The organism is Halapricum desulfuricans (assembly GCF_017094525.1).
GTDB classification, from domain to species: domain Archaea; phylum Halobacteriota; class Halobacteria; order Halobacteriales; family Haloarculaceae; genus Halapricum; species Halapricum desulfuricans.
The window spans coordinates 2,623,416-2,647,672 of sequence record NZ_CP064788.1; the positions used below are offsets into that span (position 1 = coordinate 2,623,416).

The following is a 24,257-nucleotide window of genomic DNA, read 5'->3' on the forward strand; positions in this document are numbered from 1 at the left end:
GATGGAAGAACGGGGTCTCCGCGTCCGGGCTGTCCTCGACCGATATTTCAGTATCGCTGTGCTGGCGCTCGCGGTCCTGATCGTCGTCGGCGGAGGGGTCGCATACGCCGCACACACCGGGCCGGACGAACGGACCGAGACGACGACCGAGACGGTGATCCTCTGGAACTCGACCGGACAGTTCAGCCACGAGGCGACGGTCGTCGAGGACACCAGAGTCTTCGAGGCGGGCGAGACGCTGACGAACCGCTCTCAGTACTTCCAGCGGATCGCACCCACTCTCGAAGGGGCGTTCGTCTACGACTACGAGGCCGAGAGCGGTTCGGTCGCGGCGAACGCGTCGATGGCGCTGGTCATCCGTTCGGTCACCGAGGACGGAACCGAGCAATGGCGGGTCACGGAGTCGCTCGAGCGGGCAGACCGAACGCTCGGACCCGGCGATCCCCTCCGCTTGACGTTCGAGCAGAACGTCACCGTGGTGGAAGCCGAGCTAACGGAGATCCGGTCCGAACTCGGGGCGACCGCCGGCACCGCGGAGACGTTCTTCGAGGTGACGGTGCGTCTCGACGGAAGCCGGAGCGGTGAGCCGGTCGAGACGACCCGGTCCTACCGGCTCCCACTCACGATCGAAGACGGGCTCTATCGCGTCAACGACACCGGCCCCGTCGTGCACGAGGGCGAGCGAACGGTCCGCGACGAGCGGACAGTGCCGGTCACGGTCGGTCCGATCCGGACGTACGGCGGCCCGCTGCTCGCTGTTCTCGGACTCGCAGGCTTGGCTGGACTGGTCGCCGGCCGCTGGCGGGGCTGGCTTGCGGTCAGCGAGCAGGAGCGTGACTACCTGTCCTACCGGTCGGAGCGCCGCGAGTTCGACGAGTGGATCACCGAGGTCAGGCGACCGGCAGATCGGATCGCCGACGCCGACAATCAGGCCGAAACGACGTCGCTCGCTGGACTGGTCGATCTGGCGATCGATACCGACCGGCGAGTGCTCGAAACGCCCGACGAACGGTATCTGGTCTTCGAGGACGACGTCGTCTACAGGTACGAGCCGCCTGACGTATCTGTCGGAGACCGTGATCCGCTTGCGACGGCCGCTGAGACAGACGGTTCGTCCGGGTTGTCTGACTCGATCGGGAGCCTCCTCGACGGCGACCGCGACGTATCAGAGACGGACGACGGAGAATCGGGGACTGACGAGGCTGATACGCAATCGGATTCCGACAGCATTGATCGATCTGAATCCGTCAGCGACGACGCACGGGACGTCGAACGGTGACGGCGATTTCCGCTCGAGAGGCTGTGACCGACTGATACGGTCGGTTGTAACGATCTACCGGTACGATCGCATACCGGGTGCGATCGACCCGGAACAGACTTACAACCGACCGTATGACACTGGTGGCGATACCATTTCGAACTGATCCGACACGCCGTCGTGCCGGATGTCTTTCCGAACGGATAGCCACCAGTGTGAACAACCGGGACTGCGTCGCAGAAGCGGACCGGGCGCGATTTGAACCGGAGGAAGACGGTCGCTCACTTCGTTCGCGCTGCGACTTCCAGGGTGCAAATCGCTTCGGCAACGTACAGCAACCGCTCGCGATTTTGCTCGCGGTAAAAGTACGGGCCGGGCGCGATTTGAACCACGCGAAGACGGTCCTGCTCGCTCACGATGTTCGCTGCGCGGGCTGCAGCTTCTCTCATTCAAATCGCTCCGGCAACACACAGCAGTCGCTCGCGGTGTTGCGAGCGACAGCATGAACGGGCCGGGCGCGATTTGAACACGCGACCGTCTGATTAAGAGTCAGACGCTCTGCCGGACTGAGCTACCGGCCCTCGCACTACGAGGTAACGGCAGGGCGGTAAAATAGGTTTCCTTTCGGGACTGTCGACGGACGGCGACGCGGTTCGACACTCCGTGATTCGATGGGAGCCACGACTCGATCTCTCCTCGGGCGAGAGTCGCATGGCGTTGCCGGTGACGGCAGTCACATTGGTAATATCCCAACGGAGATCTAGTAATCACCGGACGGTTCGTCGATGTCGCGGCCACGGTCGTCGGTGTCGCCGGCACCGTCATCTCGGTCGTCGGTATTGCTGACCTCGGGGCCCCGGTCCGTCTCGTCTCGGGTGAGTCGTACCGACTCGATCCGGGAGCCGTCGACGGCCGTCACCGCTGCGAGAAATCCATCGAGCGAAACAGTGTCCCCCTGTTCGGGCGCGCGTGCCAACTGATCGAGCACGAGCCCAGCGAGCGTCTCGTAGCCTGCAGCCTCGAAGTCCGTCCCCAGGACATCGTTGACGGTCGAAAGCGGGACGGCCCCGTCAGCGTCGTAGGCGTCCGGGCCGTCCTGGCGGATTACCGGTTCGCTGGTTTCGACATCGAAGTCGTCGCGGAGATCGCCCACGACGGCCTCGACGGTGTCTTCGATGGTGACCATTCCCTCGAACGCGCCCCACTCGTCGACGACAGCGGCCATCTGGCGGTGTTCGTCCTGAAACTGCAACAACAGCTCACGGAGTGACGTCATCTCCGGGACGACCATGATCTCGCGGGAGAGTTCGGCGGCTGTCGTCTCCGCCTCGCCGGCGCCGAGCACGTCCTTCACGTCGAGATAGCCGGTCACCTGATCGTGATTTTCCGCCGCGACAACGGGGTACCGGGTGTGACCGGCCTCGAGAACGGTGGCGCGAATCTCGGAGAGGCTCCGGTCGCCGGAGAGGGTCACGACGTCCGGTCGGGGGACCATCGCTTCTCGGACAGTCGTATCGTCGAGGTCGAAGACGCTCTCGATCATCTCGACCTCGGACTGGGCGACGTGACCCGCTTCGCCGGAGCGGGCGAGGACGCGTCGGATCTCGCGTTCCTCGAGCGTCTCGTCGCTCTCGGAGGCCGGCGGGACGCCGAGCAACTGGGTGAACGCGTTCGCGGTCCCGTTGAACACGACGATCCCGGGTGCGAACAGCCGATAGGAGAGTTTCATCGGTGGCGCGAGAAACAGCGAGAGCCGTTCAGCCTGTGAGATGGCGATCGTCTTCGGGGCGAGTTCGCCGAAGACGACGTGCAGGAACGTGATGATGCTGAAGCCGATCGCGAACGCGACAAGGTGGACGAGCCCCGCGGGAAGCAACGGCCCGAGGACGGGTTCGATGAGTGCCGCGACCGCGGGTTCGCCGACCCACCCTAGACCCAGCGACGCGAGCGTGATCCCGAGCTGGGTCGCGGCCAGGTAGTCGTCGAGGTTGTCCATTACTTCCTGTAGCGTCGCCGAACCCGTCCGTCCCTCCGCGGCGAGCTGCTCGACCGACGTGGCGCGCACCCTGACGAAGGCGAACTCCGAGGCGACGAAAAACCCGTTCAACACCACGAGCACGAGCGCGAGCACCAGCTGCAGTGACGAGACAACGAGATCTACCATCGACGTTCACCGGGCCAGCGCCCGCAGCGAATCTGTGTGACCATACCGTCGTCTCGTGCGGCCCACACTAAAAGGTCGATCGATCTATAATTTGGATTTCATGACGAGGCGGGCCGAGACTGCTTCAAAAGTTTTTTCAGTTCCGAGTTAATAGATACACCTGTATGGGACGAGAGGCATATCGACTGACCGAATCGGTCGCTGGGTTCCCGGAAGGTGAGGTGCTGGACGTGACGGCGCGGTTCGGAAACTGGCACATCTACGACATGGAACTGGAGCCGCGCCGCGAGACGGCGACGACGCCGAGCAAGGTCGTGGTTTCCGAAGAAGACGCGGGGTTCAGCGAAGAAGAGATCCTCGACGAGACGGCACGGATCGGCGACTGGCACGAGTACGAACTGGCGTTCGAGCCGGGCAGGTCCGACGACGAGCCGACCGCGCTCACGATGGACGATCTGGAGACCGTCGCCGAGCGCGTCGAAGGCTAGCTACCACCAGGCTGCTTCGGCCCCTGCTTTTCCGTTCCGAGCGACATGTGATCGTCTCTCTCGAGACGCTGCAGCGGTAGTGAGGCGAACGCCCGTCTGTAGCCGGAGGACGAGAGTGACGAGGAAGTCATACTGCCGGCTGTAAGTTCGTAAAGATATTCGCCACCCTGGGTGGCGAATTCCTTCAGTGTGTTACAGCCGGCAGTATCAATCCGTGTGGATCGCTGCGTCGATCCCGGTCACGTCGGCGTCGGTCTTGAATGTCGTCCCGCCGTAGTGGGTGCGCGACGCCTCGTGGCCCGCGTTCCGGAGTCGCTCAAGGAAGTCGTCCATCGCCATCGCGCCCTCGCCCCAGCGCTTGGCGAGCCGGTGCTGGTCGTAGTGGGTCGGCGTCGCCAGTTCGGCGGCCAGCCGCTCGGTCAGTTCACGGGCCTCCTCGGCGGTTCCCATCCCGTCGTCGACGTGCTGGCCGACCCGCTCGAGGAACTCGCGGTCGTGAACCGGCCCGAGCCACAGCGGACCGGCGGTCTGGAGGTGCTCGCCACAGTTGGGACACTCCGCGGGCGGGTCGGCGATCAGCCCGCGTTCGTGAGTGCGCCACAGGCAGTGCTGGCAGTGATGGACGTGCCCGAGTTCGTCGAGCGCCCGGTTTGCGACCGTCGCGCCGTCCGCCAGCGCGAGGTAGGTCCGGACGTAGTGTTTCGTGGCGTGTGTCGTGACCGGCGTGATCGCCCGGTCGTATCGGGCGGCGGTCCGGGCCAGCGCTCCCAGCAGGATCCGGACGCCCATCTCCCGGTGATATTCGGTGTTGCGCGGGACCGCGCTGTAGGACCGGACGCCGCTCTCGAAGTGTGCGCCACAGAGCGGCGCGGTGTCGGTCGCGGTGACCGCGAGCAGATCGATGGCGCTCCGGACGGCGGCATCAGCGAAGGGGATCGGCGTGCCGAACGGATCCAGATCGACGACGTCGAAGCGTCGCTCATGCATGAGCGCGTTGACGTTCCGGTTGACGACCTCGCCGGCGAGCCCGTTCCGATCGAGGTTGGTCCGGCAGAGTTCGACCGCGTCCTCGTCGCGGTCACACAGCGTCACGTCCCAGCCCTCGGCGGCCGCTCGCACGCCCCGGACGCCGCTCGCGGCGGTCGCATCGAGGTACGTCTCGGCGTGTTCGAAGCGCTCGCGGGCGGCCCGCAGGACCGCCACCGTCAGATCGCGGTTCAACTCCTGGACGGGGTTGTAGAAGACGCCGTCGCCGATTCCCGCCTCGGGTTGTTCGGGGACCTCGATCTCGACGCTGCCCTCGGTGACGCGCATGTCGACATCTCGACGACCGGGACGCAAATCCGTTGCGCTCCGGTGCCGAAGCGTTTTGTCCTCGCTGTCCATAGCCGGAGACGTGAACGCCGTCGAGCAGTGGCAGGCAGCTCTCGCCGACGCGGGCGAACTCGACCCCGACGTAGTCGATCGGATCATTTCGGTCCACGGGTCACGCGGCGTCCAGGCGATCGAGGCCGTCTCCGAAGGACGGGTCAAACAGTACAACGATTTCACGGTCGTAGTCGGTCACGACGACGAGTACATCGTCGAGGACGGTGGCTGCACCTGCAAGGACGCCGAGTACAACCTCGATCCGGCGGATCCGACCGAACTGTGCTGGCACGTCCTCGCCGTGAAGATCGCCCGCGAAATCGACGCCGTCGACGACCACGACATGTTCTACTCCGAAGTCCGGGACTTGCTCTAGAGCAAGAGTCTCATACGGTCGGTTGTAAGTCTGTTCCGGATCGATCGCATCCGTTATGCGATCGCACCGGTAAATCGTTACAACCGACCGTATCAAAGACGGCGCTGTATCTCCTCTCTACTGCGTCCTCAGAACGCGAGCGTTCTGATGTGCGAACGAAAGGTCTGCGCTCGTTAACGCTCCTTGTCCGCTTGCGCTGACTGCGGTGTCGTCCGGAAATCTTCGATTTCCGTGATCACGAGAATCGGAGATTCTCGAACCACTCCTTGAGGGAAGCGTAGCGCCTACATTCAGGTCACTGACTGGTGTATCCGCCGTCAATCACAAATGTCTCGCCGGTGACGAACGTGGCGTCATCCGAACAGAGCCACACCGCGGCGTCACCGATCTCTTCGGGTTTCCCGAGTCGGCCCAGCGGTGTCGCAGCGATTGCCTGCTGTGTGGTCTCGTTTTCCTCAGCGGACGCTTCGACCATCGGCGTCTCGATGACGCCCGGCGCAATGACGTTGACCCGGATCCCCTCGCCACTGTACTCCAGTGCCGCGGTCTTTGTCAATCCGATCGTGCCGTGCTTGCTGGCGACGTACGGGCTGATCTGCGGGAACCCGACCTCGCCCGCGATCGAAGAGACGTTTACGATCGATCCGCCGCCACCATCGAGCATCACCGGGATCTCCGCCTTCATCGACTGGAACACCCCTTTCAGATTGACGTCGATTACCTGTTCCCAGTTCTCAAGGGGCTGGTCGCCGAGTGCCTCGTTTTCCCCTTCGATACCGGCGTTGTTGAACGCGAAATCCAATCCGCCGTATGTGTCAACTGCTGTGTCTACCATCGCCTGGACGTCGTCCCAGTCACTGACGTCTGTCTCGACGAATGTTGCCTCCCCGCCCATCTCTTCGATTTCTTCGGCAGTTGCCTCGCCATCCTCCACGTTGACGTCCGCGGCGACTACACTCGCCCCTTCTTCGGCGAAACGCAACGCTGCTGCGTGTCCAATACCTGTGCTCGCTCCGGTAACGACTGCAACTTTGTCGTTGATGCCATCCATAGCGGTTCACGTCTGTCTGCCAGACAGAACGAATTCGCCCGAACATATGTTATATCTTGCGCCGTCAGAGAACTGTTAACATGCCAATCGACGGCACGAAAACCGGCAGTCAATTTCTGCCAGGACGGAACAGCGTCACTCCAGTCGCTCGAGGACGGCGTCGGCGTCGTAGTTCAGCGTCAGTTCCCGCGAGCGGCCGCGGCCGTCGACAGTGGTGTACTCGGTGTCGATGATGTCCAGCTGGTCGAGCTTGTTGATGATCTCCGAATAGCGGGTATAGCCCAGCTCCGAGCGGTCGTGAAACGCCTCGTAGATGTCGCCCGCGCGGCCACCGCCCTCTTCGGCCAGTACCTCGACCAGCATCTGTTCGGAGTCAGACAGTCCCCGGAGATGCCGGGAGAGGTGTACGTACTTGGACTTGTCGTAGGCCGCCTCGACGTCCTCGAGTTCGACAGTCCGACTGGCACGCATTTCGGCGTGCATGCCCGCCCGCCGCAAGAGATCGATACCGACGCGCAGGTCGCCGCCCTGCGCTGCGGTCAGGCCCGCGACGCGGTCGAGCACCGTCGGGCCGACGGCGTCCTCGTGAAAGCCGCGATCGACCCGCTCCCGCAGGATGTCGACGATCTCGCGCTCGCCGTACTTGTTGAAATAGACCTCTTCCGGGCGGAAAACGCTCTGGACGCGGCTGTCCAGTTCCTCGATCACGTCCAGATCCAGGTCCGAGGAGATGACGATGACGCCGATCTTCGCGCCGCTGTGTGCCTCGTGGGCGCGCAACAGCGAGTACAGCGTCTCGCTGGCCTCGCCCTCGTAAAAGAGATAGTTCACGTCGTCCAGCGCCACCGCGAGGACCTCGTCGTCCTCGACGAGTTTGTCGGTGATCTGCCCGAACAGCTTCTTGAACGAGATGCCGCTTGCCGGCGGTTCGTACTCGAAGACGTGCTCGAACAGCCGCGAGAACACCGAATAGCGGGTCGAATCGACCTGACAGTTGACGCGAGCGACGTTGACGTCCGTCCGGGCGCGCAACTCCGAGAACAGCTTCTGGACCGCGGTCGTCTTGCCGGTCCCGGGCGGACCGCGCGCGATCACGTTCAGCGGCCGCGATCCCCGGACAGCCGGTCGGAGCGCGTACTTCAGGCTCTCCATCTGGCTGTCACGATGGCGAAAGGTTTCGGGGACGTAGTCGATCTCGAAGACGTGCTCGTCGCGGAACACCGACTCGTCCCAGGACAACATCCCCTCCTCGGGGTCGTCGCTCATCACTTTCACCGAGCTTCCCGCACCACTTAACTGTTGGCCAGAAGCTGGGAGTCAGCGTCTGACGGGCGTCTTGCCCGGCGTATTACCCGTCGATCATATCATCGAACTCGTACCAGCCGGGATCCTGATCGGCCAGCCAGACGGCGGCGTCGATCGCGCCCGCCGCGAAGACGCCGCGGTCCTCCGCCCGATGAGAGAGGCTGAGGACCTCGTCGTTGCCGGCGAGCACGACCTCGTGTTCGCCCCGGATGTCGCCGGCGCGGCGGACGTGGACGCCGATTTCGCCGTCCTCGCGGGGCTGGATCCCCTCGCGACCGTAGACTTCCCGGAAGTCCTCGTCGCCGGCGTCCCGGATCGCCTCGAGGATCGTGTTCGCGGTCCCGCTGGGGGCGTCGCGCTTGCCGTTGTGATGGGTCTCGGTGAGTTCGATGTCGTAGCCCGGCAGCGCCTCGACCGCCGCCGAGACCGACCGCAGCAGCGCCTGGATCCCGCGGGCGAAGTTCGTCGCCTTCAGGACCGGCGTGCGTTCGCTGGCGGCCGCGACCGTCTCGAACTGCAGGTCGTCGTGGCCGGTCGTCCCGGTCACAAACGGCACGCCCGCCGCCGCACAGGCGGTCGCGAACGTCGTCGCCGCTCTGGGGACGGTGAAGTCGATCACCGCGTCCGGCTCGTGGGTTTCGAGCACCGTCTCGAAGGCGTCCGGGTCCTCGACCGGGACGCCCAGCACGTCCTCGACGTCGGCGGTATCGACGCCGAAGACGACCTCGACGTCGTCGCGATCGGCAGCGGTCTCGACGACGGCCTCGCCCATCCGCCCGGCCGCGCCGGTGACGCCGAGCGAGATCATCGTGCACCTCCCCTGTCCTTGAGGTCGGCCTCGGCCAGTCGACGGAGTTCGGCTTCCAGCGTCTCGCGATGGGGCTCGGAGAGGCGCGTCAGCGGCGACCGGATATGTGGCGTGCCGTGCCCGCGGATGTGCATCGCTTCCTTGATCGGGATCGGGTTCGTCTCGACGAAGAGCTGTCGGGTCAGCGGCCCGAGTTCGTGATGCAGGCGTCGCGCGCGCTCGTAGTCGCCGGCCAGCGCCGAGCCGACCATCGCGCAGGTCCGCTCGGGTTCGACGTTGGCGACCACGGAGATGCAGCCGTCGGCCCCGATCGACAACAGCGGCAGCGTCATGCCGTCGTCGCCCGACAGCACCGCGAACGCCTCGTCGCGGGTGCGCTCGATGATCTCGCTGATCTGTCCGACGTCGCCGCTCGCGGCCTTGAAGCCCGCGATATTCGGATGGCTCGCCAGTTCGACCGCCGTGTCGGGGTCGACGTTGCGGCCGGTCCGCGAGGGGACGTTGTAGACGATCTGGGGGAGATCCACCTCGTCGGCCAGCGTCCGGTAGTGCTCGAGCAGTCCGTCCTGTTCGGGCTTGTTGTAGTACGGCGAGATGAGCAGCAGGGCATCGGCTCCCGCGTCGGCGGCCCGCCGGGAGAGCTCCAGCGCCTCTCGGGTGTTGTTCGATCCGGTGCCGGCGATCACGGGGACATCCTCGACGGCGTCGACGACCGCCTCGACGACCTCGACGTGTTCGTCGTGGCTGAGCGTCGCCGACTCGCCGGTCGAGCCGACGGGGACGAGCCCGTCGACGCCCGCCGCTTCCAGTCGCCGGGCGTCCGCCCGGAGCTGTTCGAAGTCGATGCGTCCGTCCGTCTCGAAGGGCGTCACCATCGCGGGGTAGACGCCCTCGAAGAGCTGTGTCGTCATGTGTCGTGTCTCGTTGTCGCAATACTTCGCGCGCGAGCAGTTAACAGGACCGACCCGGGACGGGACGCCACCCCGCCACGAGTCACCGCTCGCGTTTCGAGACCGCCGTCTCACCGAGGGAATCGCGCACGTCGGCGGTGAGACGAGTCATATCAGACTGGTACTCGCTCATCGACTTAGGGCTTGTGTGTGGAGCGTGGACACATCCCATCCGGGAAAAGCGGACGAACCGCGGTCCTAGGCATCCTCGGCCCGCCGTTCGAACAGTTCGCTGACGGCGTCTTCGATCGAGTGTCGGGTCTCCCAGCCCAGCGTCTCGTGGGCGCTGGTGGTATCGACTTCGAACTGTTCGACCAGCGTTTCGTCGCCCGCCCGAGGGTTCTCGACGAGTTCGACGTCGACGTCGATCCCGTACTCGCCGGCGATCGACTGGACGCGCTCGGCGACGGTCATCACGCTCGGGTCCTGATCGCTGGCGATCTCGTATTTCTCGACGCCGGTCTCGCCCGCCGCGAGTTGCTCCTCGAACCGCTCGGCGCTTCGGACGTAGGCGCGGGCGACGTCCTTGACGTGGATGTAGTTGCGGGCCTGCGTGCCCGGCTCGTAGACCGTCAGGGGCTCGCCGGCCATCGCGCGACCGAGGAAGAAATTGATCACCGTTCCCTTCGAGACGATCCGATCGCCGACGCGGTGATCGCCGTAGAGGTTCGATTTCATGAACAGATGTGCCGGGAACGCGCCGTCGGCGTAGGTCTCGATCAGGCGCTCGCCCAGCACCTTCGTCCGGCCGTACCAGTTCATCGGGTCGCGTGGCTGGTCGATCGTGATCGGGAACTGTCCGGGATCGCCCAGCACGGCCATGCTGAACGGGAACGTCAGCGCGGCACCGGTCTTCCGGCAGAACCAGGCGACGTTCGCGGTCCCCTCGACGTTGACCGCCTGCGCGAGATCGGCGTTCTCCCGGCAGTCGTCGACGCCGCTGATCGCGGCCAGATGGAGCACGACGTCCGCGCCGTCCAGCGCGGCTTCGAGGCGGTCGCGCTCGCGGATGTCGACGTGCTGGACCTCGACGTCGCCGACCTGTCGGACGTCGCCGCGATAGAAGTTGTCGATGGCAGTGACGGTCCAGTCGGGGTGTGTCTCCTGGAGTCGGTCGAGCACGCGACTGCCGATGTACCCCGCGCCGCCAGTCACCGCGACGTGAAACCCGTCCGTCGTGGATTCGTCAGTCATAGATGTCGCTGTGTGGGCATGGCGGTTATCGCTGTCGTTCCGTCAGCGTCGCCGCGAGATCACGAACCCCATCGCGCAGCGTCCACTCGGTCTCGAAGCCGGTCTCGGCCACGCGATCGAAGTTGACGTGATAGGACGGGCCGGGGTGTTCGTCCTCGAGGTACGTGATGTCGACGTCACCGACTTCCTCGCTGACGACCTCGGCGATCTCGCTGATGCGGTAGTTGCCCTCGTTTGAGCCGACGTTGTACACCTGCCGTGGCCAGTCACCGGGCGAGACCGCGGCGTGTTTGAACGCCCGGGCGGCGTCCCGGACGTGGATGAAGGGTCGCCAGTTGGTCCCGTCGCCGTACACCGTCAGCGGGCGATCGGTCAGCGCGCGGAAGACGAACAGGTTGACGACGAGGTTGAACCGCACCCCGGGCGCGTACCCGAAGTTCGTGGCCATCCGCAGGGCCGTCGCGTCGAACCCGCTCGTCTCGGCCCGCTCGGCCAGTTCGCGCTCGGACTCGACCTTGGTCTCGGCGTAGGGATTCAGCGGGTCCATCGCCGTCTCCTCGTCGATGTTCGTCTCGGTCGTCCGCCCGTAGTTGTTACACGAGGAGGCGAAGACCACGTTCTCGACGTCGAGTTTCGCCGCGGCGGTGAGCACGTTCGTCGTCCCGTCGCGGTTGACCGCGAAGGTCTCCTCGCGGCGGTCGTGCGTGCTCGAGGCACCGGTGATCGCCGCCAGATGGACGACCGTGTCCGCCCCGCGCATCGCGCTCTCGACGTCGCCGTATTCGCGGACGTCACCACGGCGAAACGCCAGCCCGTCGCCGAGTTCGGCCTCCAGCAGGTTGCGCGGCGACCCGTTGGCCAGCGAGTCCAGTACCGTGACTCCCTCGACGTCCGGGTCGTCCTGCAACAGCGGGAGGAGCGCGCTGCCGATGTAGCCACAGCCGCCGGTGACGAGTACGTGCATCTTACTCGTCGGGTTCGAGCACGCCCGGCAGGAACCGGTCCTCGTGGGACTCGATGCGGCCCTCGTAGTCCGTCAGCGTCTCGAAGACGTCCTCGATTCCCTCCCGGAAGGTGACGTCCTGTCCGTCAATGAGATCGAGATAGCGGTCGTTCTCGATCTCCATCTGGTGGGTCTCGTCCTCGTCGCGCGGGTTCTCGAAGTGCTCGACCTCGACGTCGAAGTCGTGTTCGCGGGCGACCTCCGCGATAGTCTCGCCGACCTCGACGATGGAGATGGGTCGCGTGACCTGATTGTAGACGACGTGGTCGTCCTCGCGCTCGTCGGGGTCCATTACTCCAAGACGCGCGAGCCCCTCGACGGCGTCCTCAAGGCTGCCGAACGGCTTGCGCTGCTCGCCCTTGCCGTAGATCGTGACGGGATAGCCCGCGACGGCCTGGGCAGCAAAGCGGTGGGCGACGACGCCGAAGTAGTAATCGAAGTCGAAGCGGGTCTTCAGCCGGGGGTCCTGTCGGGTCTCCTCGACCTCGGTCCCGTAGATGATCGAGGTCCGGACGTCGCTGATCGGGATGTCGAACTGCGAGTTGGCCAGCCGGAGGTTCGCGGCGTCGTGGCTCTTCGTGAGGTGGTACCACGAGCCGGCCATCGCCGGGAACGGGACCTCGTCGCGCTCGCCCTGGTTCTCCATGGTCGCGCCGCCCTCGGGGATGGGGAACTCTGGGGCACCGTAGACGCCCGTCGTGGTCGTCTCGATGAAGTGCGTGTCGGTCATGTCCTGTTCTTCGAGCCCCCACAGCAGGTTGCGCGTCGCCTGCATGTTGTTGTGCTGGGTGTAGTTGGCCCGCTCGCCGTTGATCTGGCTGTAGGGCGCGGAGGGCTGGGCGGCGGCGTGGACGATCGCCTCGGGTTCGTGAACCGCGAGCAACTGGTCGACGAAGGACTTCTCGGTGAGATCACCCTCGACGAAGGAGAGGTTGCTCAGCCCGAGGACCTCCTCGGCCGCGTCGAGGCGCTCGTCGATCGAGGCGATCGGCACGGCGCTGACCGACCCGATCTCCTCGACCCACTCCCGTCGGGCGAAGTTGTCCACGAGGACGACGCGGTCGTCGGTTCGGTCCGCAATACGCAGGGCGGCCGGCCACCCGAGGTAGCCGTCGCCGCCGGTGACGATGATCGACATGAGTGTTACTCAATTTCTGAGTAACGGATATAAATCTTCTCATCCCGAAGTATCAAGCCCGTCACGGCCCTGTCCCCGTCCATGGACGTGTACAACGTCACGGCCGACGCGGAGACGTTCACCGCCAACGCGTATCTGGCCGTCGGCGAGCAAACGACGCTGGTCGACGCGGGCGCGATGGAGGGTGTCGTCGACGTCGTCGCTTCCCACGTGGACGACCTCGACGCCGTCGTTCTCACCCATCAGCACGGCGATCACGTCGCCGAACTCGACGCCGTCGTCGAGGCGTTCGAGCCCGATGTCTACGCCTACGCCGACCACCCGCTCCGGACGCATGCGATCGCGGACGGGGACACCGTAGCCGTCGGCGACGAGGACTGCGAGGTGATCTACACGCCGGGTCACGCCGACGATCACGTCTCGCTGGTCGGCCCGGCCTCGCTGTTCAGCGGCGACCTGGTCGTCCACGACGACGGGGCCTTCGAGTACGGGAGTTTCGGCCGGACCGACCGGCCCGGCCAGTCCCGCGAACGCCTGATCGAAAGCATCCGTCACCTGCTGGATCGGCTCCCCGAAAGCGTCGAGCACATGTACGCCGGCCACGGGTCGGTCTTTCACGGCGACGTCCGCGACGTCGTCGAGACCGCGCTCGAACGGGCCGAGAAACGCGAGCCGAAATATCCCGACTGAGAATCGGGGCCCAACGCTCAAGTCGATACACGCGAATCGTCGAACAACTGGGAGATGCCGTCGGTCCTCGCGGATTTCACTGGCCGGTTCAGCGTCGCCGGGTCCGACCGTGACGGCCCCGTCGAGGGGCGGATCCTCCTCGGCGAGGAGCAGTTGATACTGGCGGCGAGCGAAACCGACCGGCAGACGATCCCGCTGACCGAGGTCTTCGACGTCGCGAGCGGCAACGAGGCCGCGCTGATCGATCCGATGGCGGGGACGCCGCTGACGGTCGCCTACCGGAACGGTTCGAGCCGGACGACCGCCGTCGTGGCCGGCGAGGAAGCGACCATCGAGAAGTTCACCACGGTGCTGTTCAAGGCACTGCTCAACGGGACCGCAGTGCAGGTCAAACACCCCGCGAAAGTCGGGGGTCGCGTCCTCGAGACGGCGTTCGCCGGCGGCCTCCTCTCGCTGCGGTCCGGCGGCGTCGTCTTCGACACCGAGGACGGGCCGATCACGGTCCCGCTCTCGTCGATCGTCGATTTCGACCGCAGGGAGGAGTCCGTCGGCGGTCACAGGCGGCCGGTCGTGGCCGTCGCCCACGTCGACAGCGGGCAGGCGCTGACGACCGTCGCCGCGACCGAGACCTCGCGGGAACTGTCGCTGCTCGGGCGGTATCTCCGACGGACCTACGAGGACGTGCTGGCGTCGCTGCGGGACCTCTCGCTGAGCGAACGCGAGACCGAGACGCTCGCCGCACTGTACTCGACCGGCGACGCAGACGTCTCGCTGTCGAGCGTCGTCGATGCCGACGCCCGGACCGTCAAACGCATTCTGCACGCGCTCCACGAGAAGGAGCTCGTTGAGTCGGGCGAACACAATCCCATCCTGACCGCCAAGGGGCAGATCGTCGTCAACCAGTACCTCGAACGCGTCAACGAATGACATCCTCCTCGGCGTAAACGCCGAGGTTTCCACGCGCTTGGGGCCGGCAAGCCGACACCAACGGTGGCAAGATTCCCTTTGCAGGTACTCCGGTTTGCACGCAAGCCGTCAGTCCCGCGAGGGAGTGGTGTGCTTGAGTATCTGCTTGGCCCGTGCGGGCGGTGCCATCCGCCTGACTGCGCCTCGCGGCGGAGTCTGACTCGGGCAGGCTCGCGTTTTTGATGACGGGTGAACGCCAAACCACACCCACTTTTCCCGAGTAACTACTGGTGTTTCCGGCCCCAACGGGTTTCAGTTTTTCGCTGGTTGCCCGGAGTGGACGCGCTTCACGCCCGCCCTGTTCGGCGCTCGGTTCCGACAACAGAGTGTCGGAACACTCTCGCCTCACGGGAAGGCCGGGACTCTCGCGCTGTTACAGGTAGGGACTGGCCGGGCCATCGCTCGCGACCGCGTGTGGCCGACAACGGGCCCCGCTACCACCCGCTGGATTTAACCGCTGTCTCCGAGAAACGCCGTCAATGTCGGCTTCCGAGGAGTTCGCCTCCATCTACCGGGAGGCGCTGCCGGTCCTGCTGATCTCGCTGGTCGGGGGCCTGTTCTCCGGGCTCGTACTCGAGATCGTCATTTCGCAGGCCGACACCTTCCCGGGGCTTCTCGTGGCAGTGCCGGTCTTTCTCGCGACGCGGGGCAACGTCTACGGCGCGCTGGGCGGTCGGATCGCCAGCGGCCTCCATCAGGGGTTGATCGAACCGCGGTTTCAGCGCGACGAGCGGCTGCTCAACGCCGTCCTCGCCTCGTTCACCATCGCGATCAGCATGTCGATCGTGATCGCGACCCTCTCGTGGGCGGCGCTCGCGCTGCTGGGCTGGGAGTCGGCCTCGCTTCCGGAGTTCGTCGCGATCCTGCTCGTCGCCGGCGTGCTCACGTCGGTCGTGCTGATCCTCGGATTGCTGGTCGTGATCTTCGCCGGGTACAAGCGTGGGTACGACCCCGACAACCTCGTCGGGCCGATCGTGACGACGCTGGGCGACGTCTTCGGGATGTCGTTTCTACTCCTGGCGACGATCCTCGTGGAGGCGATCGGTTGATGATGATCGGATCGAACGAGTCGCTGGGCTCCTGGCAGGCGAACCGGATCGTTCGACACATGGCTCCGCTGTTGATCGCGCTCTCGATGATCGTCCTCATCGCGGGGGTCACGCTCGAGGACGCCCGGGGACTGCTCGCGGAGTACGGCATCCTGGCGGTCATGGTCCCGACGATGATCGCCGCCGGGGGGAACCTCGGAGCGATCCTGAGCGCGCGCCTCTCGACGCGGCTGCACCTCGGGCTGGCGGACCTGCGAGTCCGCGACCGGACGCTGTGGGCGAACGTGGCGGCGATCTACGCGCTCGGGCTGACACTCTTCGTCGCGCTCGCGGTGGGTGCCTACACGATCTCACGACTGACCGGCGATCCGGCCGTCACGCTGTTCGAACTACTGACGATCGCGCTGGGCAGCGGGCTCGCCATCGTCTCGATCGCCGTCGTGGCCAGCATTACGGCGACGTGGGCCTCCTACCGGCTGGGAGTCGATCCCGACGACGTCACCATCCCGGTCGTCACGAACGTCGTCGACGTGCTGGGCATGCTCGTGTTCGTCGCCGTGTCGTCCGCCGTGCTCGGGTTCTGAGAGTTGCAAGTTCGGGGGCTCAGTTATACTCCCGCCACCGATGGCCACACTCCTGGCATTTGAAAAACCGCGTCGGCGGCTCGTCGGCCGACCCGGTCTGTTTGATCGTGTACCAGGCTTTCGTGTGGCCACACTCCTCACAGACGACGTCGTCGGCGGTGGGCTTGCCCTCGAAGTTCGCGCCCTCTTCGGTCTCGATGACGTCGTCGGTGCTCTGAGATTCCGTCGAGACGAACTGTTCGGCCGCGGCCTCGTCGCGCGGCTGCTCGTGCCCGCAGGATGAACAGACCATCACGTCGCCGTCGGCGTGCATCATCGAACCGCACTGCTCGCAGAACTGCATCCTTGCGAGGAATTGGCGCCGAGAGGATGTTAAGTGCTACTGCTCGAAGCCGCCCTGTTCCAGCCGTTCGCGCTCCTCGACGATCGGACAGTCGACGACGCGGACGGTGTCCACGTCCGGGAACGACAGGATCTCGGTCCCCTCGTGCGTGCAGGCGATCTCCGGCGGTTCGGTGAAGTGCCGACATCCCTCACAGAAGCGGTGCTTGTCGACCGCCGAGATCCGCCGCCCGTCTTCCGCCTCGGTCTCGATCTCGGACTCGGTCGAGAGGTCCTCCCAGACGGAGTCGTCGGTGCCACTCCCCGTCCAGTCGCCGCTCTCGAAGGGGTCACCCTCGACGTCTCCGGCGAGATCGGCCAGCGGATCGGCCTCGATGTCCCGATCAAGGTCGTCAGCCTCGGCTGTCCGGTCGAAGTCATCCGCCTCGGCGTCCGGTTGCCCCGCAGAACGGTCCGGGAAGGGGTGGTCGTCGAACGGGTCCTCGTCGGGCACCTCGTCCGCGAGGCCGTCGAAGGGGTCGACGTCGTCGGTCGGATCCTCGCTCACGGCTGCTCAACCCCCGTGTCGATACCGTCGACGGCGTCGCCCGTCTCGTCGGCCCCGGAACCGATCCCCGAGGCGGCGGTGAGCGTGGCGCTGCCGAGCCCGAAGATCCGGCCCGAGGGCTCGAACCCGTCGAGCGCGGCCGAGCAGTGCGGGCAGGACGGCTCAGTCAACAGCCCGATCTCGACGCCCTCACCGCAGTTCTCACACCGGGCGCGACGGACGTCGTGTTCGGCCGCCTCGCGTTTGATCGCGTCGACGGTCGTTCCGTCGCCGCTCTCGCGGAGGTCCCGGACGACCCAGGCGACCGTCCGGAGCTTCTCGCGGGCGTCCTCGAGGTCTTCCGCCAGCGCGGCCACGTCGTCGCTCGCGGCGGTGTCCTCGAGGTGTCCCCGCAGTTCGTCTTCGAGGGTCTCGACGCGGTCGAGTTCGCCGTCGACCCGCTCGATCCGGGACTCGACGGCGTCGAGGCGATCGACGAGCGTGTCTAGCCGGTCGTGGGTGTGATCGGCGGGCGCTTTCGCGTCGGCCTCGCGTTTGACCTGGATGACGCGCTGGCGGACGTCGTCGAGCTTGTCCTGGAAGTCCGCTTCGAGGGCCTCGACCCGGGCTTCGAGCCGATTCCCATCGTCGGGCGAGCCGTCCTCAAGCTGTGACTGGACGGCCTCGGTGATATCGGGGAGCCGGTCGGCGACGACGGATCTGACCGCCGGTTCGAGGAGTTCGGCGTCGAACGCCTCGCCGTCGTGTTCGGCGAGTTCGCGGTAGGACGCGAGCAACTGGACGAGAACGGTTTCACGGTCCAGATCGCGTTCGGCGGCGTGCTGGTCGAGCCACGACTCCAGTTCCGGCGGCAGCGAAACCGTCAGATCCGTGCTCTCCTGTGACTCGCCCGCCATCACCCGGATATCGGGCAGCGCGTAGTTAAGGGTTCCCCACGGATTTTCAGGATCGAATCTGGCGGATGTGCCGGCGTCACCGCTGTCGAGGCCGGTACGGGATCAACGGATCTTCCGGACGTCGCTGATGTCGAAGCCGGCGTCGGTGAACTCCGTCTCGAAGCGGACGATGTCCTCCGATTCGAGCTGGCTCAACACGCCGCGGAACTGCTTGACCACCATCGTCCGGGCGAGCGTGCTGCCGCCGCTGGCCCACTCGAATTTGAGCGTCCCGTCGGCGGCGTCGACGAGCTGCCCGTTGCGCTCCTCGGAGATCGTCTCGAAATTGAGATACGTCAGGATGAGCCCGCCCCAGTCGTGGGCGACCTTCTGCAGGCCCTTCAGGAAGAACGTGACATCGGCCCACTCGATGTCCGCGCGGTCGCCGATAGCGGTGATCAGGTCGGTCAGCGAGTCGATCACGACCAGGTTGTTCGCGGCGTGATCGCTCAGCAGGTCGCCCAGGACCGTCAGCAGTTCCTCGCGGTCGTCGCGCGTCCGGATGTCCTTGATCGAGGGGGCCCGATCGGCGTACCACTGGCGAGGGACGGGGCTGACGTGGAAGTACGTTGTCGAGAGGTCGTGATACTCGACCGCCTCCATCCCCGTCTCGAACAGTTCCGACTCGAAGGCGCGGCTGGCCTCCTCGCGGAACTGCGCTTCGCTCGCGGTCAGCGAGATATAATGCACCGCTTCAGGAAGTTCAGCGGCCGCCGGCAAATCGCCGTAGTACAGGTCGAACAGTTCCGGATCGGCCGTCGCGAGCCCGGTGATCAGCGGACTGGTGTACATGAACTCGCGAGCGCCGGCCCCGGCCTCCCCCGAGAGCAGCACGACGCTCCCCGGCGGGGCACCGCCGTCGATCGTCGTATCGAGCTGGCGGATCCCGAACGGAATGCGGACCATACAACCCAGTTTCGGGGCCGTCCGCTTGTGCGTTACGGCGATCGTCCGGCGCGGACAGCCTCACCCAGCTCGCGCGTCGCGGCCGCCGGATCGGCCGCGCCGGTGATCGCGGAGATGACCGCCACGCCGTCGGCACCCGCCGCCGCGACGTCACCGGCGTTGTCGGCGTCGACGCCACCGATCCCGACAACCGGGATGTCGACCGCCTCGCAGATCGCTTCGAGGCGCTCGAGCCCGATCGCGTACTCGTCGTCGTCGATATCGTCTTTCGAATCGGTCGGGTAGATCGCCCCGACGCCCAGGTAGTCCGCGCCGAACCGCTCGGCCTCGCGGGCGTCCTCGACGAACGACACCGATCGGCCGACGATCGCCTCCTCGCCCAGCAACTCCCGCGCGACCCGAACCGGCAGATCCTCATCGCCCAGATGAACGCCGTCGGCGTCGATCGCCTGCGCGATGTCGACCCGATCGTTGACGATCAGCGGCACACCGGCGTCGCGCGTCAGCGCGCGCAGTTCGCGCCCGAGGTGATAGCGGTCACGGGCGGGCACGCCCTTCTCGCGCAACTGGACGATGTCGACGCCGCCCTCGATCGCCTTGCGAACGATCGCTCTCGTTTCCCGTCCCTCCGAACGGCCGGCCTGCGTGACGAGATACACGTCCCAGTCGGTCATTGACCGTGCTACTGGCGGGACGGAAGTGGGTCTTGCGATCGGATCTAGTGGCGCATCAACTGTGGAGTTCGAAGTCCCGCAATCGAATCCCCCACCTATCGATTAGCATGCATGTATTTTGAGGGGTGCAAGACAGAGGGCGACATTCGTACTGCCGGCTGTAACAAACTGAAGGAATTCGCCACTCCGGGGTGGCGAATATCTTTACGAACTTACAGCCGGCAGTATCAGCAGTCACCAGACTACCGAAGCGTTTTCACGTTCGGTCAAGTACTGAAGAATATGGCACGAGCTGACACCGGGAATTCGGATTCGGAACGGCGAGAGATTCGCCTCGTCGAAGAGGAAGACGGCCGGTGGTCAGCAATCGACGAAGGGGTGGGCGTGGCAAGTCAGGGCGAGACACGGTCTGAGGCGCTCGCCAATCTGGACGAGGCAGTCGCACTGCACAGGGGAGAGATCGGGGACCCGGTAACAGACGCCGATCTACACGACCTCGGGATCGACCCGGATACAGTCCCGGACGAACCCCAGGTACCTGATGCACCGTGGTTTTCTGAGTAACTGTGCCTGCCCCGTATTCGTCTCGAGAACTCGTGAACGCGCTCACTGAGATGGGATACCAGCCAGTTGACCGAGCTGGCAGTCACCTCAAACTCCGGTATATCCATCCAGAGACCGGGGAAGTCCGAAATGTTACGATCCCAATGGGCAAAGAAATCAGCGGCGACACGCTCCGAAACATCGCTAATCAATGCGGTGCCGACGACTTCCAGCGATGGTGTGACTGGATCGACGACATTCTCTGAGGCGGAATTGCGAAGTATTGTACGGCCGTTATATCAAAACAACCACCTTCTCGCGAGTAACCGAGGGCGTGGACTCGCAAGTCGAGGCTTGAAGTACCACTAGATCCGGCCGCCGACACTGCTCGACCCGCGGTCTCCGCCGAGTCCGGAGAAGTCCATATCCTCGAAGAACTCGGGTGCGGTCTGTTCGGTCGCGTAGACGTACAGCGCGGTCTTGGCGATGCCGGTCAGGGACTTGCCGATCAACAACCCGAGGACGATCCCGCTGAGTCCGACGACGACCGCGGCGGCGACGCCGATCCCCGACGGGACGACGAGGAAGGTGACGACGCCGAGCAACGCGCCGACCAGCACGAACGCGAACGTGACGAGGTTTATCGCGCCCATTGCGCCGATGGACTCGCCCCAGGTGTCTTTGAACGTGCGCGCACTCTCGGAGAATATCCCCGTCACCGAAGTATCCTCGAAGACGATCACCGGAACGACGAAGTACGTCATCACCGACCACGCGACGGCGAACAGCCCGGCGAGGACCTCTGCGACGATGTTGTCCTGTGATTCGATCGCCTGGATGATCACGCCGACGACCGCCGCGATGACCGACCAGACCAGCAGCGGCCACTTGTGGTCCCAGGCCTGTCGCATCGCGCCGGCGACGGTCGGTTCGTCGCCGTGGAACACGCTTCGCGTCGCCGCGACCAGCGCCGCCGCGAAGAAGGAGGCGACGAACGTCTCGACGAGATAGATCACGAACAGTGCGACATACAGCATCGCGCCGCCGCTATCGTAGACGCCGCCGGCGTACAGCGCGCCGAACAGCGTCGCGACGAACGCGATCCCCGCGATTCCACCCAGCAACGGCAGGATCAGGAGGTTCGGATGCGCACGCAGGACGCGACCGCTCCGACGCGCCATACCGAACCCGATCTTCAGTCGTCTGAAGACCCCGAACATGGTCGCCCGAGTGGTACACGAGACCCGATGTTAAAAGTACCTGATCGGCCTGCTGCAATCAGAACGGTAGCGACAGGCGTCCGAGAATCACAGCCGGACCATCGGACCGACGACGACCTTTTCGCAGGTGACGCCGTATAGATTATATGCCCGTCGAGACAGACGCAGACATCCGAAATATACTGGAATATGACACGGTCGCTGTCGTCGGGTGTTCATCGACGCCCGGGAAGGACGCCCACGAGATCCCGAAATACCTCCAGGCGCAGGGCTACGAGATCATCCCGGTCAATCCCACTGCAGACGAGGTTCTTGGACGGCCCGCCTACGACTCCCTCGCCGACGTCGAGGAGGAAGTCGATATCGTGGACGTGTTTCGACCGAGTCCCGAAGTCGCCGGGATCGTCGACAAAGCCCTCGCCCGTGACGACCGCAAGGTCGTCTGGCTCCAGCTCGGTATTCACGACGACGAGGCCGTTGCCAGAGCGGAAGCGGCCGGCCTGCGCGTCGTCCAGGACCGGTGTATGGAACCGGAACATCGACGGCTAGTCGAATCCACGTGAATCACCCCGGAGTCGGTCGGAGTCGATAACCGGCAGTACGATTACCGCCGATCTTCCAGTTCCGATCGCAGGTCGGCAAGGTCCATGTCCTTCATCGAGAGCAACACCAGCATGTGATAGACGATGTCGGCCGCCTCGTGGGCGATCTCCTCGCGCTCGTCATCTTTGGCGGCCAGCACGAGTTCGGTCATCTCCTCGCCCAGTTTCTCCAGCACGGCGTTCTCGCCTTTCTCGTGGGTGAACAGCGACGCAGTGTAGGAGTCCTCGGGCAGAGTCTCCTTGCGGTCCTCGATGACCTCGAACACCTCGTCGAGCACGTCAGCGTCGGTCATACTCGGGGCGAAGCGGCCGGGAAGCAAAAAGGTCGCTACTCGACAGTGACCGCGAAGATCGCGCTCACTCGAAGAATGCCAGATCGTGGACCCGCGAGTCGCCCGTGAGTTCGGGATGGAACGAGGTCCCGAGGACCGGGCCGTCCCGGACCGCCACGGGGCGACCGTCCCAGGAGGCCAGCACTTCGGCGTCACCGACCTCGTCGATGACGGGCGCGCGGATGAACACGGCGTGGAACGGCTCTGTGAGACCATCGACGTCGAGGTCGGCCTCGAAGCTGTCCCTCTGGCGGCCGAAGGCGTTGCGCTGGACGCTCACGTCCAGCAGATCCAGCGTCTCGACGCGGTCGTCGTTGGCGTCGCTCGAGGCGACGATCAGGCCCGCACAGGTCGCCAGCAGGGGCTTGCCCTCGGCGACGTGGGCTTTGACCTCCTCGTCGATCCCCTCGCGGGCGAGCAGCCGCGAGATCGTCGTCGATTCGCCGCCCGGGATCGAAAGCAGATCACATTCGGGGACGATCCCCGACTCGCGGATCTCGACGACCTCGGCGGACTCGCCGTGGGCGGCGGCCGCCGACTCGATCGCCGCGGCGTGTTCGCTGACGTCGCCCTGGACGGCGACGACACCGGCTGTGAGACTCATCACCGGCGGTAGCTGATCGACCGCGAAAAGCCTCTCGTTCCGGAGCCCGAACACGTCGGGACTGCGATGCTGGTCGCCGGGAGTATTAGGTACTGGGAGTTCGAGAACCCGATATGGACAGTCGTCGGGATCCGGTGCAGGCGCGCAACGACGGCTCGCTCGACCTCCACGACATCGCCGACTGGGACCAGCGGACGGTTCTGGACGCCGTCTCCGTGTTCATCTATCAGGCGCTGCTGATCGCGGCGCGGGCGTTCGTCGTCCTGCTCGCGCTGTTCATCCTGCTGGCGGAGATCGCCCTCGGGACGCTCGGCGGACTGGCCGACCCCTGGATCGGCGTGCTGACGGCGCTTTCTGCCGTGCCGGCGCTCGGACTCGCCGCGTTCGTCTGGTACGCGGACGTGACGACACAGGAGCCGCTGTCGCTGCTGGTCGGCACGTTCCTGCTCGGCGTGCTCGTCGCCGGGTTCGCCGGCGTGCTCAACGCGACGGTCCCGGCCGTGTTCCTCGAGGCCGGGATCGACCTCGGGCTCGCGGCGTTTTTCTTTCTGGTCGTCGGTCCGGTCGAAGAGGGGGTCAAGTTACTCGCCGTCCGGCTGTATCCGTTCCGCGACGACCGCTTCGACGCCGTGATCGACGGCGCGGTGTACGGCGCGGTCGCGGGACTCGGCTTTGCGACCATCGAGAACGCGCTGTACATCACCCAGAACGTCGCCGCGGCAAGCACGAACTCGCTTGCCATCGGCGGCGGGACCTCAGTCGTCCGCGCGCTGGCCGGGCCCGGCCACGTCATCTACTCGGCCATCGCCGGGTACTACCTCGGGCTGGCGAAGTTCAACCCCGAAAACGCCGGTCCGATCGTGATCAAGGGATTGATGATCGCGTCGGTCATCCACGGCGGATACAACACGCTCGCACAGTTCGTCCCGGAGCTGCTGGCGACCGTGACGGGACTCGGCTGGTTCGGCGGGTTCGTCCTGTTCGTCGTCGTCTTCGACGGCGTGTTCGGGCTCGTACTCGTCTGGAAACTGCGGGCCTACCGCCGGGCCTACCGGCTCGTCCACGACCGACCGGCCCCGAGATCGGAGCCGACGGAGTTCGAACCGTGACGGTCACACGTGGTGGGTGATTCGACAGTGTTCGATACGGACTCGCGGGTG

Annotated in this window: 28 protein-coding genes and 1 tRNA gene; 11 read left to right on the forward strand and 18 right to left on the reverse strand. The window is 65.3% G+C overall.

Translation table 11 applies throughout. The features are described from left to right. Nucleotide 1 precedes the first annotated feature (1 nt). Complete coding sequence (locus HSR122_RS13435) at nucleotides 2-1,279, forward strand: DUF5305 family protein (protein WP_229110316.1); 1,278 nt, start codon at nucleotides 2-4, stop codon at nucleotides 1,277-1,279. Nucleotides 1,280-1,765: 486 nt separating this feature from the next. On the opposite strand, the gene HSR122_RS13440 is transcribed toward HSR122_RS13435, so the two are convergent. After that, nucleotides 1,766-1,839, reverse strand: a tRNA-Lys gene (locus HSR122_RS13440). 179 nt (nucleotides 1,840-2,018) lie between these two features. Continuing rightward, complete coding sequence (locus HSR122_RS13445) at nucleotides 2,019-3,422, reverse strand: hemolysin family protein (protein ID WP_229110317.1); 1,404 nt, start codon at nucleotides 3,420-3,422, stop codon at nucleotides 2,019-2,021. A gap of 164 nt (nucleotides 3,423-3,586) precedes the next feature. Here HSR122_RS13445 and HSR122_RS13450 point away from each other — a divergent pair, with 164 nt between their 5' ends. Then, nucleotides 3,587-3,910, forward strand: a complete 324-nt coding sequence (locus HSR122_RS13450) for a hypothetical protein (RefSeq protein WP_229110318.1) — start codon at nucleotides 3,587-3,589, stop codon at nucleotides 3,908-3,910. Nucleotides 3,911-4,117: 207 nt separating this feature from the next. Here HSR122_RS13450 and HSR122_RS13455 read toward each other — a convergent pair whose 3' ends face one another. Continuing rightward, on the reverse strand, nucleotides 4,118-5,224 hold the full coding sequence (locus HSR122_RS13455; RefSeq protein ID WP_229110319.1) for a tRNA (guanine(26)-N(2))-dimethyltransferase: 1,107 nt from the start codon (nucleotides 5,222-5,224) through the stop codon (nucleotides 4,118-4,120). 82 nt (nucleotides 5,225-5,306) lie between these two features. Here HSR122_RS13455 and HSR122_RS13460 point away from each other — a divergent pair, with 82 nt between their 5' ends. Continuing rightward, a complete protein-coding gene (locus HSR122_RS13460; RefSeq protein WP_229110320.1) occupies nucleotides 5,307-5,654 on the forward strand; it encodes a hypothetical protein in 348 nt (115 codons plus the stop codon). 295 nt (nucleotides 5,655-5,949) lie between these two features. Here HSR122_RS13460 and HSR122_RS13465 read toward each other — a convergent pair whose 3' ends face one another. From HSR122_RS13465 to HSR122_RS13495, 7 genes are all read right to left on the reverse strand, one after another. Then, a complete protein-coding gene (locus tag HSR122_RS13465) occupies nucleotides 5,950-6,705 on the reverse strand; it encodes an SDR family NAD(P)-dependent oxidoreductase (protein WP_229110321.1) in 756 nt (251 codons plus the stop codon). Nucleotides 6,706-6,840: 135 nt separating this feature from the next. Further along, nucleotides 6,841-7,971, reverse strand: a complete 1,131-nt coding sequence (locus HSR122_RS13470) for an ORC1-type DNA replication protein (RefSeq protein ID WP_229110322.1) — start codon at nucleotides 7,969-7,971, stop codon at nucleotides 6,841-6,843. Nucleotides 7,972-8,053: 82 nt separating this feature from the next. Further along, nucleotides 8,054-8,818, reverse strand: a complete 765-nt coding sequence (gene dapB, locus HSR122_RS13475; RefSeq protein WP_229110323.1) for a 4-hydroxy-tetrahydrodipicolinate reductase — start codon at nucleotides 8,816-8,818, stop codon at nucleotides 8,054-8,056. Then, nucleotides 8,815-9,729 (reverse strand): 4-hydroxy-tetrahydrodipicolinate synthase, encoded by a 915-nt coding sequence (gene dapA / locus HSR122_RS13480; RefSeq protein WP_229110324.1) that lies wholly within the window; start codon nucleotides 9,727-9,729, stop codon nucleotides 8,815-8,817. Before dapA ends, dapB begins: the two co-directional genes overlap by 4 nt. A gap of 237 nt (nucleotides 9,730-9,966) precedes the next feature. Next, the gene (locus HSR122_RS13485; protein ID WP_229110325.1) at nucleotides 9,967-10,962 is read right to left on the reverse strand and encodes an NAD-dependent epimerase/dehydratase family protein; all 996 of its coding nucleotides are present in this window, start codon (nucleotides 10,960-10,962) and stop codon (nucleotides 9,967-9,969) included. Between the two features lie 25 nt (nucleotides 10,963-10,987). After that, nucleotides 10,988-11,926, reverse strand: a complete 939-nt coding sequence (locus HSR122_RS13490) for an NAD-dependent epimerase/dehydratase family protein (protein ID WP_229110326.1) — start codon at nucleotides 11,924-11,926, stop codon at nucleotides 10,988-10,990. A gap of 1 nt (nucleotide 11,927) precedes the next feature. Continuing rightward, the gene (locus HSR122_RS13495) at nucleotides 11,928-13,103 is read right to left on the reverse strand and encodes an NAD-dependent epimerase/dehydratase family protein (RefSeq protein ID WP_229110327.1); all 1,176 of its coding nucleotides are present in this window, start codon (nucleotides 13,101-13,103) and stop codon (nucleotides 11,928-11,930) included. A gap of 81 nt (nucleotides 13,104-13,184) precedes the next feature. On the opposite strand from HSR122_RS13495, the gene HSR122_RS13500 reads away from it, so the two are divergent. From HSR122_RS13500 to HSR122_RS13515, 4 genes are all read left to right on the forward strand, one after another. Further along, nucleotides 13,185-13,793, forward strand: a complete 609-nt coding sequence (locus tag HSR122_RS13500; protein WP_229110328.1) for an MBL fold metallo-hydrolase — start codon at nucleotides 13,185-13,187, stop codon at nucleotides 13,791-13,793. 54 nt (nucleotides 13,794-13,847) lie between these two features. Beyond that, nucleotides 13,848-14,720 (forward strand): CheF family chemotaxis protein, encoded by an 873-nt coding sequence (locus HSR122_RS13505; protein WP_229110329.1) that lies wholly within the window; start codon nucleotides 13,848-13,850, stop codon nucleotides 14,718-14,720. A 518-nt stretch (nucleotides 14,721-15,238) separates the two neighbouring features. After that, entirely contained in the window at nucleotides 15,239-15,808 is a 570-nt protein-coding gene (locus HSR122_RS13510) for a magnesium transporter (RefSeq protein ID WP_229110330.1), read from the forward strand. Between the two features lie 2 nt (nucleotides 15,809-15,810). After that, on the forward strand, nucleotides 15,811-16,392 hold the full coding sequence (locus HSR122_RS13515; RefSeq protein WP_394355574.1) for a magnesium transporter: 582 nt from the start codon (nucleotides 15,811-15,813) through the stop codon (nucleotides 16,390-16,392). A gap of 19 nt (nucleotides 16,393-16,411) precedes the next feature. Here the strand turns inward: HSR122_RS13515 and HSR122_RS13520 are convergent, their stop codons facing one another. The 5 genes from HSR122_RS13520 to thiE all read right to left on the reverse strand — a co-directional run bounded on the left by HSR122_RS13520 (nucleotide 16,412) and on the right by thiE (nucleotide 19,796). Continuing rightward, a complete protein-coding gene (locus HSR122_RS13520) occupies nucleotides 16,412-16,735 on the reverse strand; it encodes a transcription factor S (protein ID WP_229110332.1) in 324 nt (107 codons plus the stop codon). Between the two features lie 36 nt (nucleotides 16,736-16,771). After that, nucleotides 16,772-17,281, reverse strand: coding sequence for a hypothetical protein (locus HSR122_RS13525; RefSeq protein WP_229110333.1), 510 nt, complete (start codon nucleotides 17,279-17,281; stop codon nucleotides 16,772-16,774). Further along, nucleotides 17,278-18,177, reverse strand: coding sequence for a hypothetical protein (locus tag HSR122_RS13530; RefSeq protein WP_229110334.1), 900 nt, complete (start codon nucleotides 18,175-18,177; stop codon nucleotides 17,278-17,280). The genes HSR122_RS13525 and HSR122_RS13530 overlap by 4 nt, the downstream gene beginning before the upstream one ends. Before the next feature lie 102 nt (nucleotides 18,178-18,279). Then, a complete protein-coding gene (locus tag HSR122_RS13535; RefSeq protein WP_229110335.1) occupies nucleotides 18,280-19,122 on the reverse strand; it encodes an RAD55 family ATPase in 843 nt (280 codons plus the stop codon). A gap of 32 nt (nucleotides 19,123-19,154) precedes the next feature. After that, the gene (gene thiE, locus HSR122_RS13540) at nucleotides 19,155-19,796 is read right to left on the reverse strand and encodes a thiamine phosphate synthase (protein WP_229110336.1); all 642 of its coding nucleotides are present in this window, start codon (nucleotides 19,794-19,796) and stop codon (nucleotides 19,155-19,157) included. A 282-nt stretch (nucleotides 19,797-20,078) separates the two neighbouring features. Between thiE and HSR122_RS13545 the strand changes: the two genes are divergently transcribed. Further along, on the forward strand, nucleotides 20,079-20,360 hold the full coding sequence (locus HSR122_RS13545; protein WP_229110337.1) for a type II toxin-antitoxin system HicB family antitoxin: 282 nt from the start codon (nucleotides 20,079-20,081) through the stop codon (nucleotides 20,358-20,360). Nucleotides 20,361-20,362: 2 nt separating this feature from the next. Further along, nucleotides 20,363-20,605 (forward strand): type II toxin-antitoxin system HicA family toxin, encoded by a 243-nt coding sequence (locus HSR122_RS14930; RefSeq protein ID WP_394355528.1) that lies wholly within the window; start codon nucleotides 20,363-20,365, stop codon nucleotides 20,603-20,605. A gap of 99 nt (nucleotides 20,606-20,704) precedes the next feature. On the opposite strand, the gene HSR122_RS13555 is transcribed toward HSR122_RS14930, so the two are convergent. After that, nucleotides 20,705-21,520, reverse strand: a complete 816-nt coding sequence (locus HSR122_RS13555; RefSeq protein WP_229110338.1) for a DUF6159 family protein — start codon at nucleotides 21,518-21,520, stop codon at nucleotides 20,705-20,707. Nucleotides 21,521-21,705: 185 nt separating this feature from the next. On the opposite strand from HSR122_RS13555, the gene HSR122_RS13560 reads away from it, so the two are divergent. Beyond that, complete coding sequence (locus HSR122_RS13560; RefSeq protein ID WP_229110339.1) at nucleotides 21,706-22,122, forward strand: CoA-binding protein; 417 nt, start codon at nucleotides 21,706-21,708, stop codon at nucleotides 22,120-22,122. 41 nt (nucleotides 22,123-22,163) lie between these two features. Here HSR122_RS13560 and hisE read toward each other — a convergent pair whose 3' ends face one another. Together hisE and pdxT are read right to left on the reverse strand one after the other, a co-directional pair. Further along, entirely contained in the window at nucleotides 22,164-22,454 is a 291-nt protein-coding gene (gene hisE / locus HSR122_RS13565) for a phosphoribosyl-ATP diphosphatase (protein WP_229110340.1), read from the reverse strand. 64 nt (nucleotides 22,455-22,518) lie between these two features. Continuing rightward, the gene (pdxT, locus tag HSR122_RS13570) at nucleotides 22,519-23,097 is read right to left on the reverse strand and encodes a pyridoxal 5'-phosphate synthase glutaminase subunit PdxT (RefSeq protein WP_229110341.1); all 579 of its coding nucleotides are present in this window, start codon (nucleotides 23,095-23,097) and stop codon (nucleotides 22,519-22,521) included. Between the two features lie 113 nt (nucleotides 23,098-23,210). Between pdxT and HSR122_RS13575 the strand changes: the two genes are divergently transcribed. Continuing rightward, entirely contained in the window at nucleotides 23,211-24,206 is a 996-nt protein-coding gene (locus HSR122_RS13575) for a PrsW family intramembrane metalloprotease (RefSeq protein ID WP_229110342.1), read from the forward strand. Nucleotides 24,207-24,257: the final 51 nt, after the last annotated feature.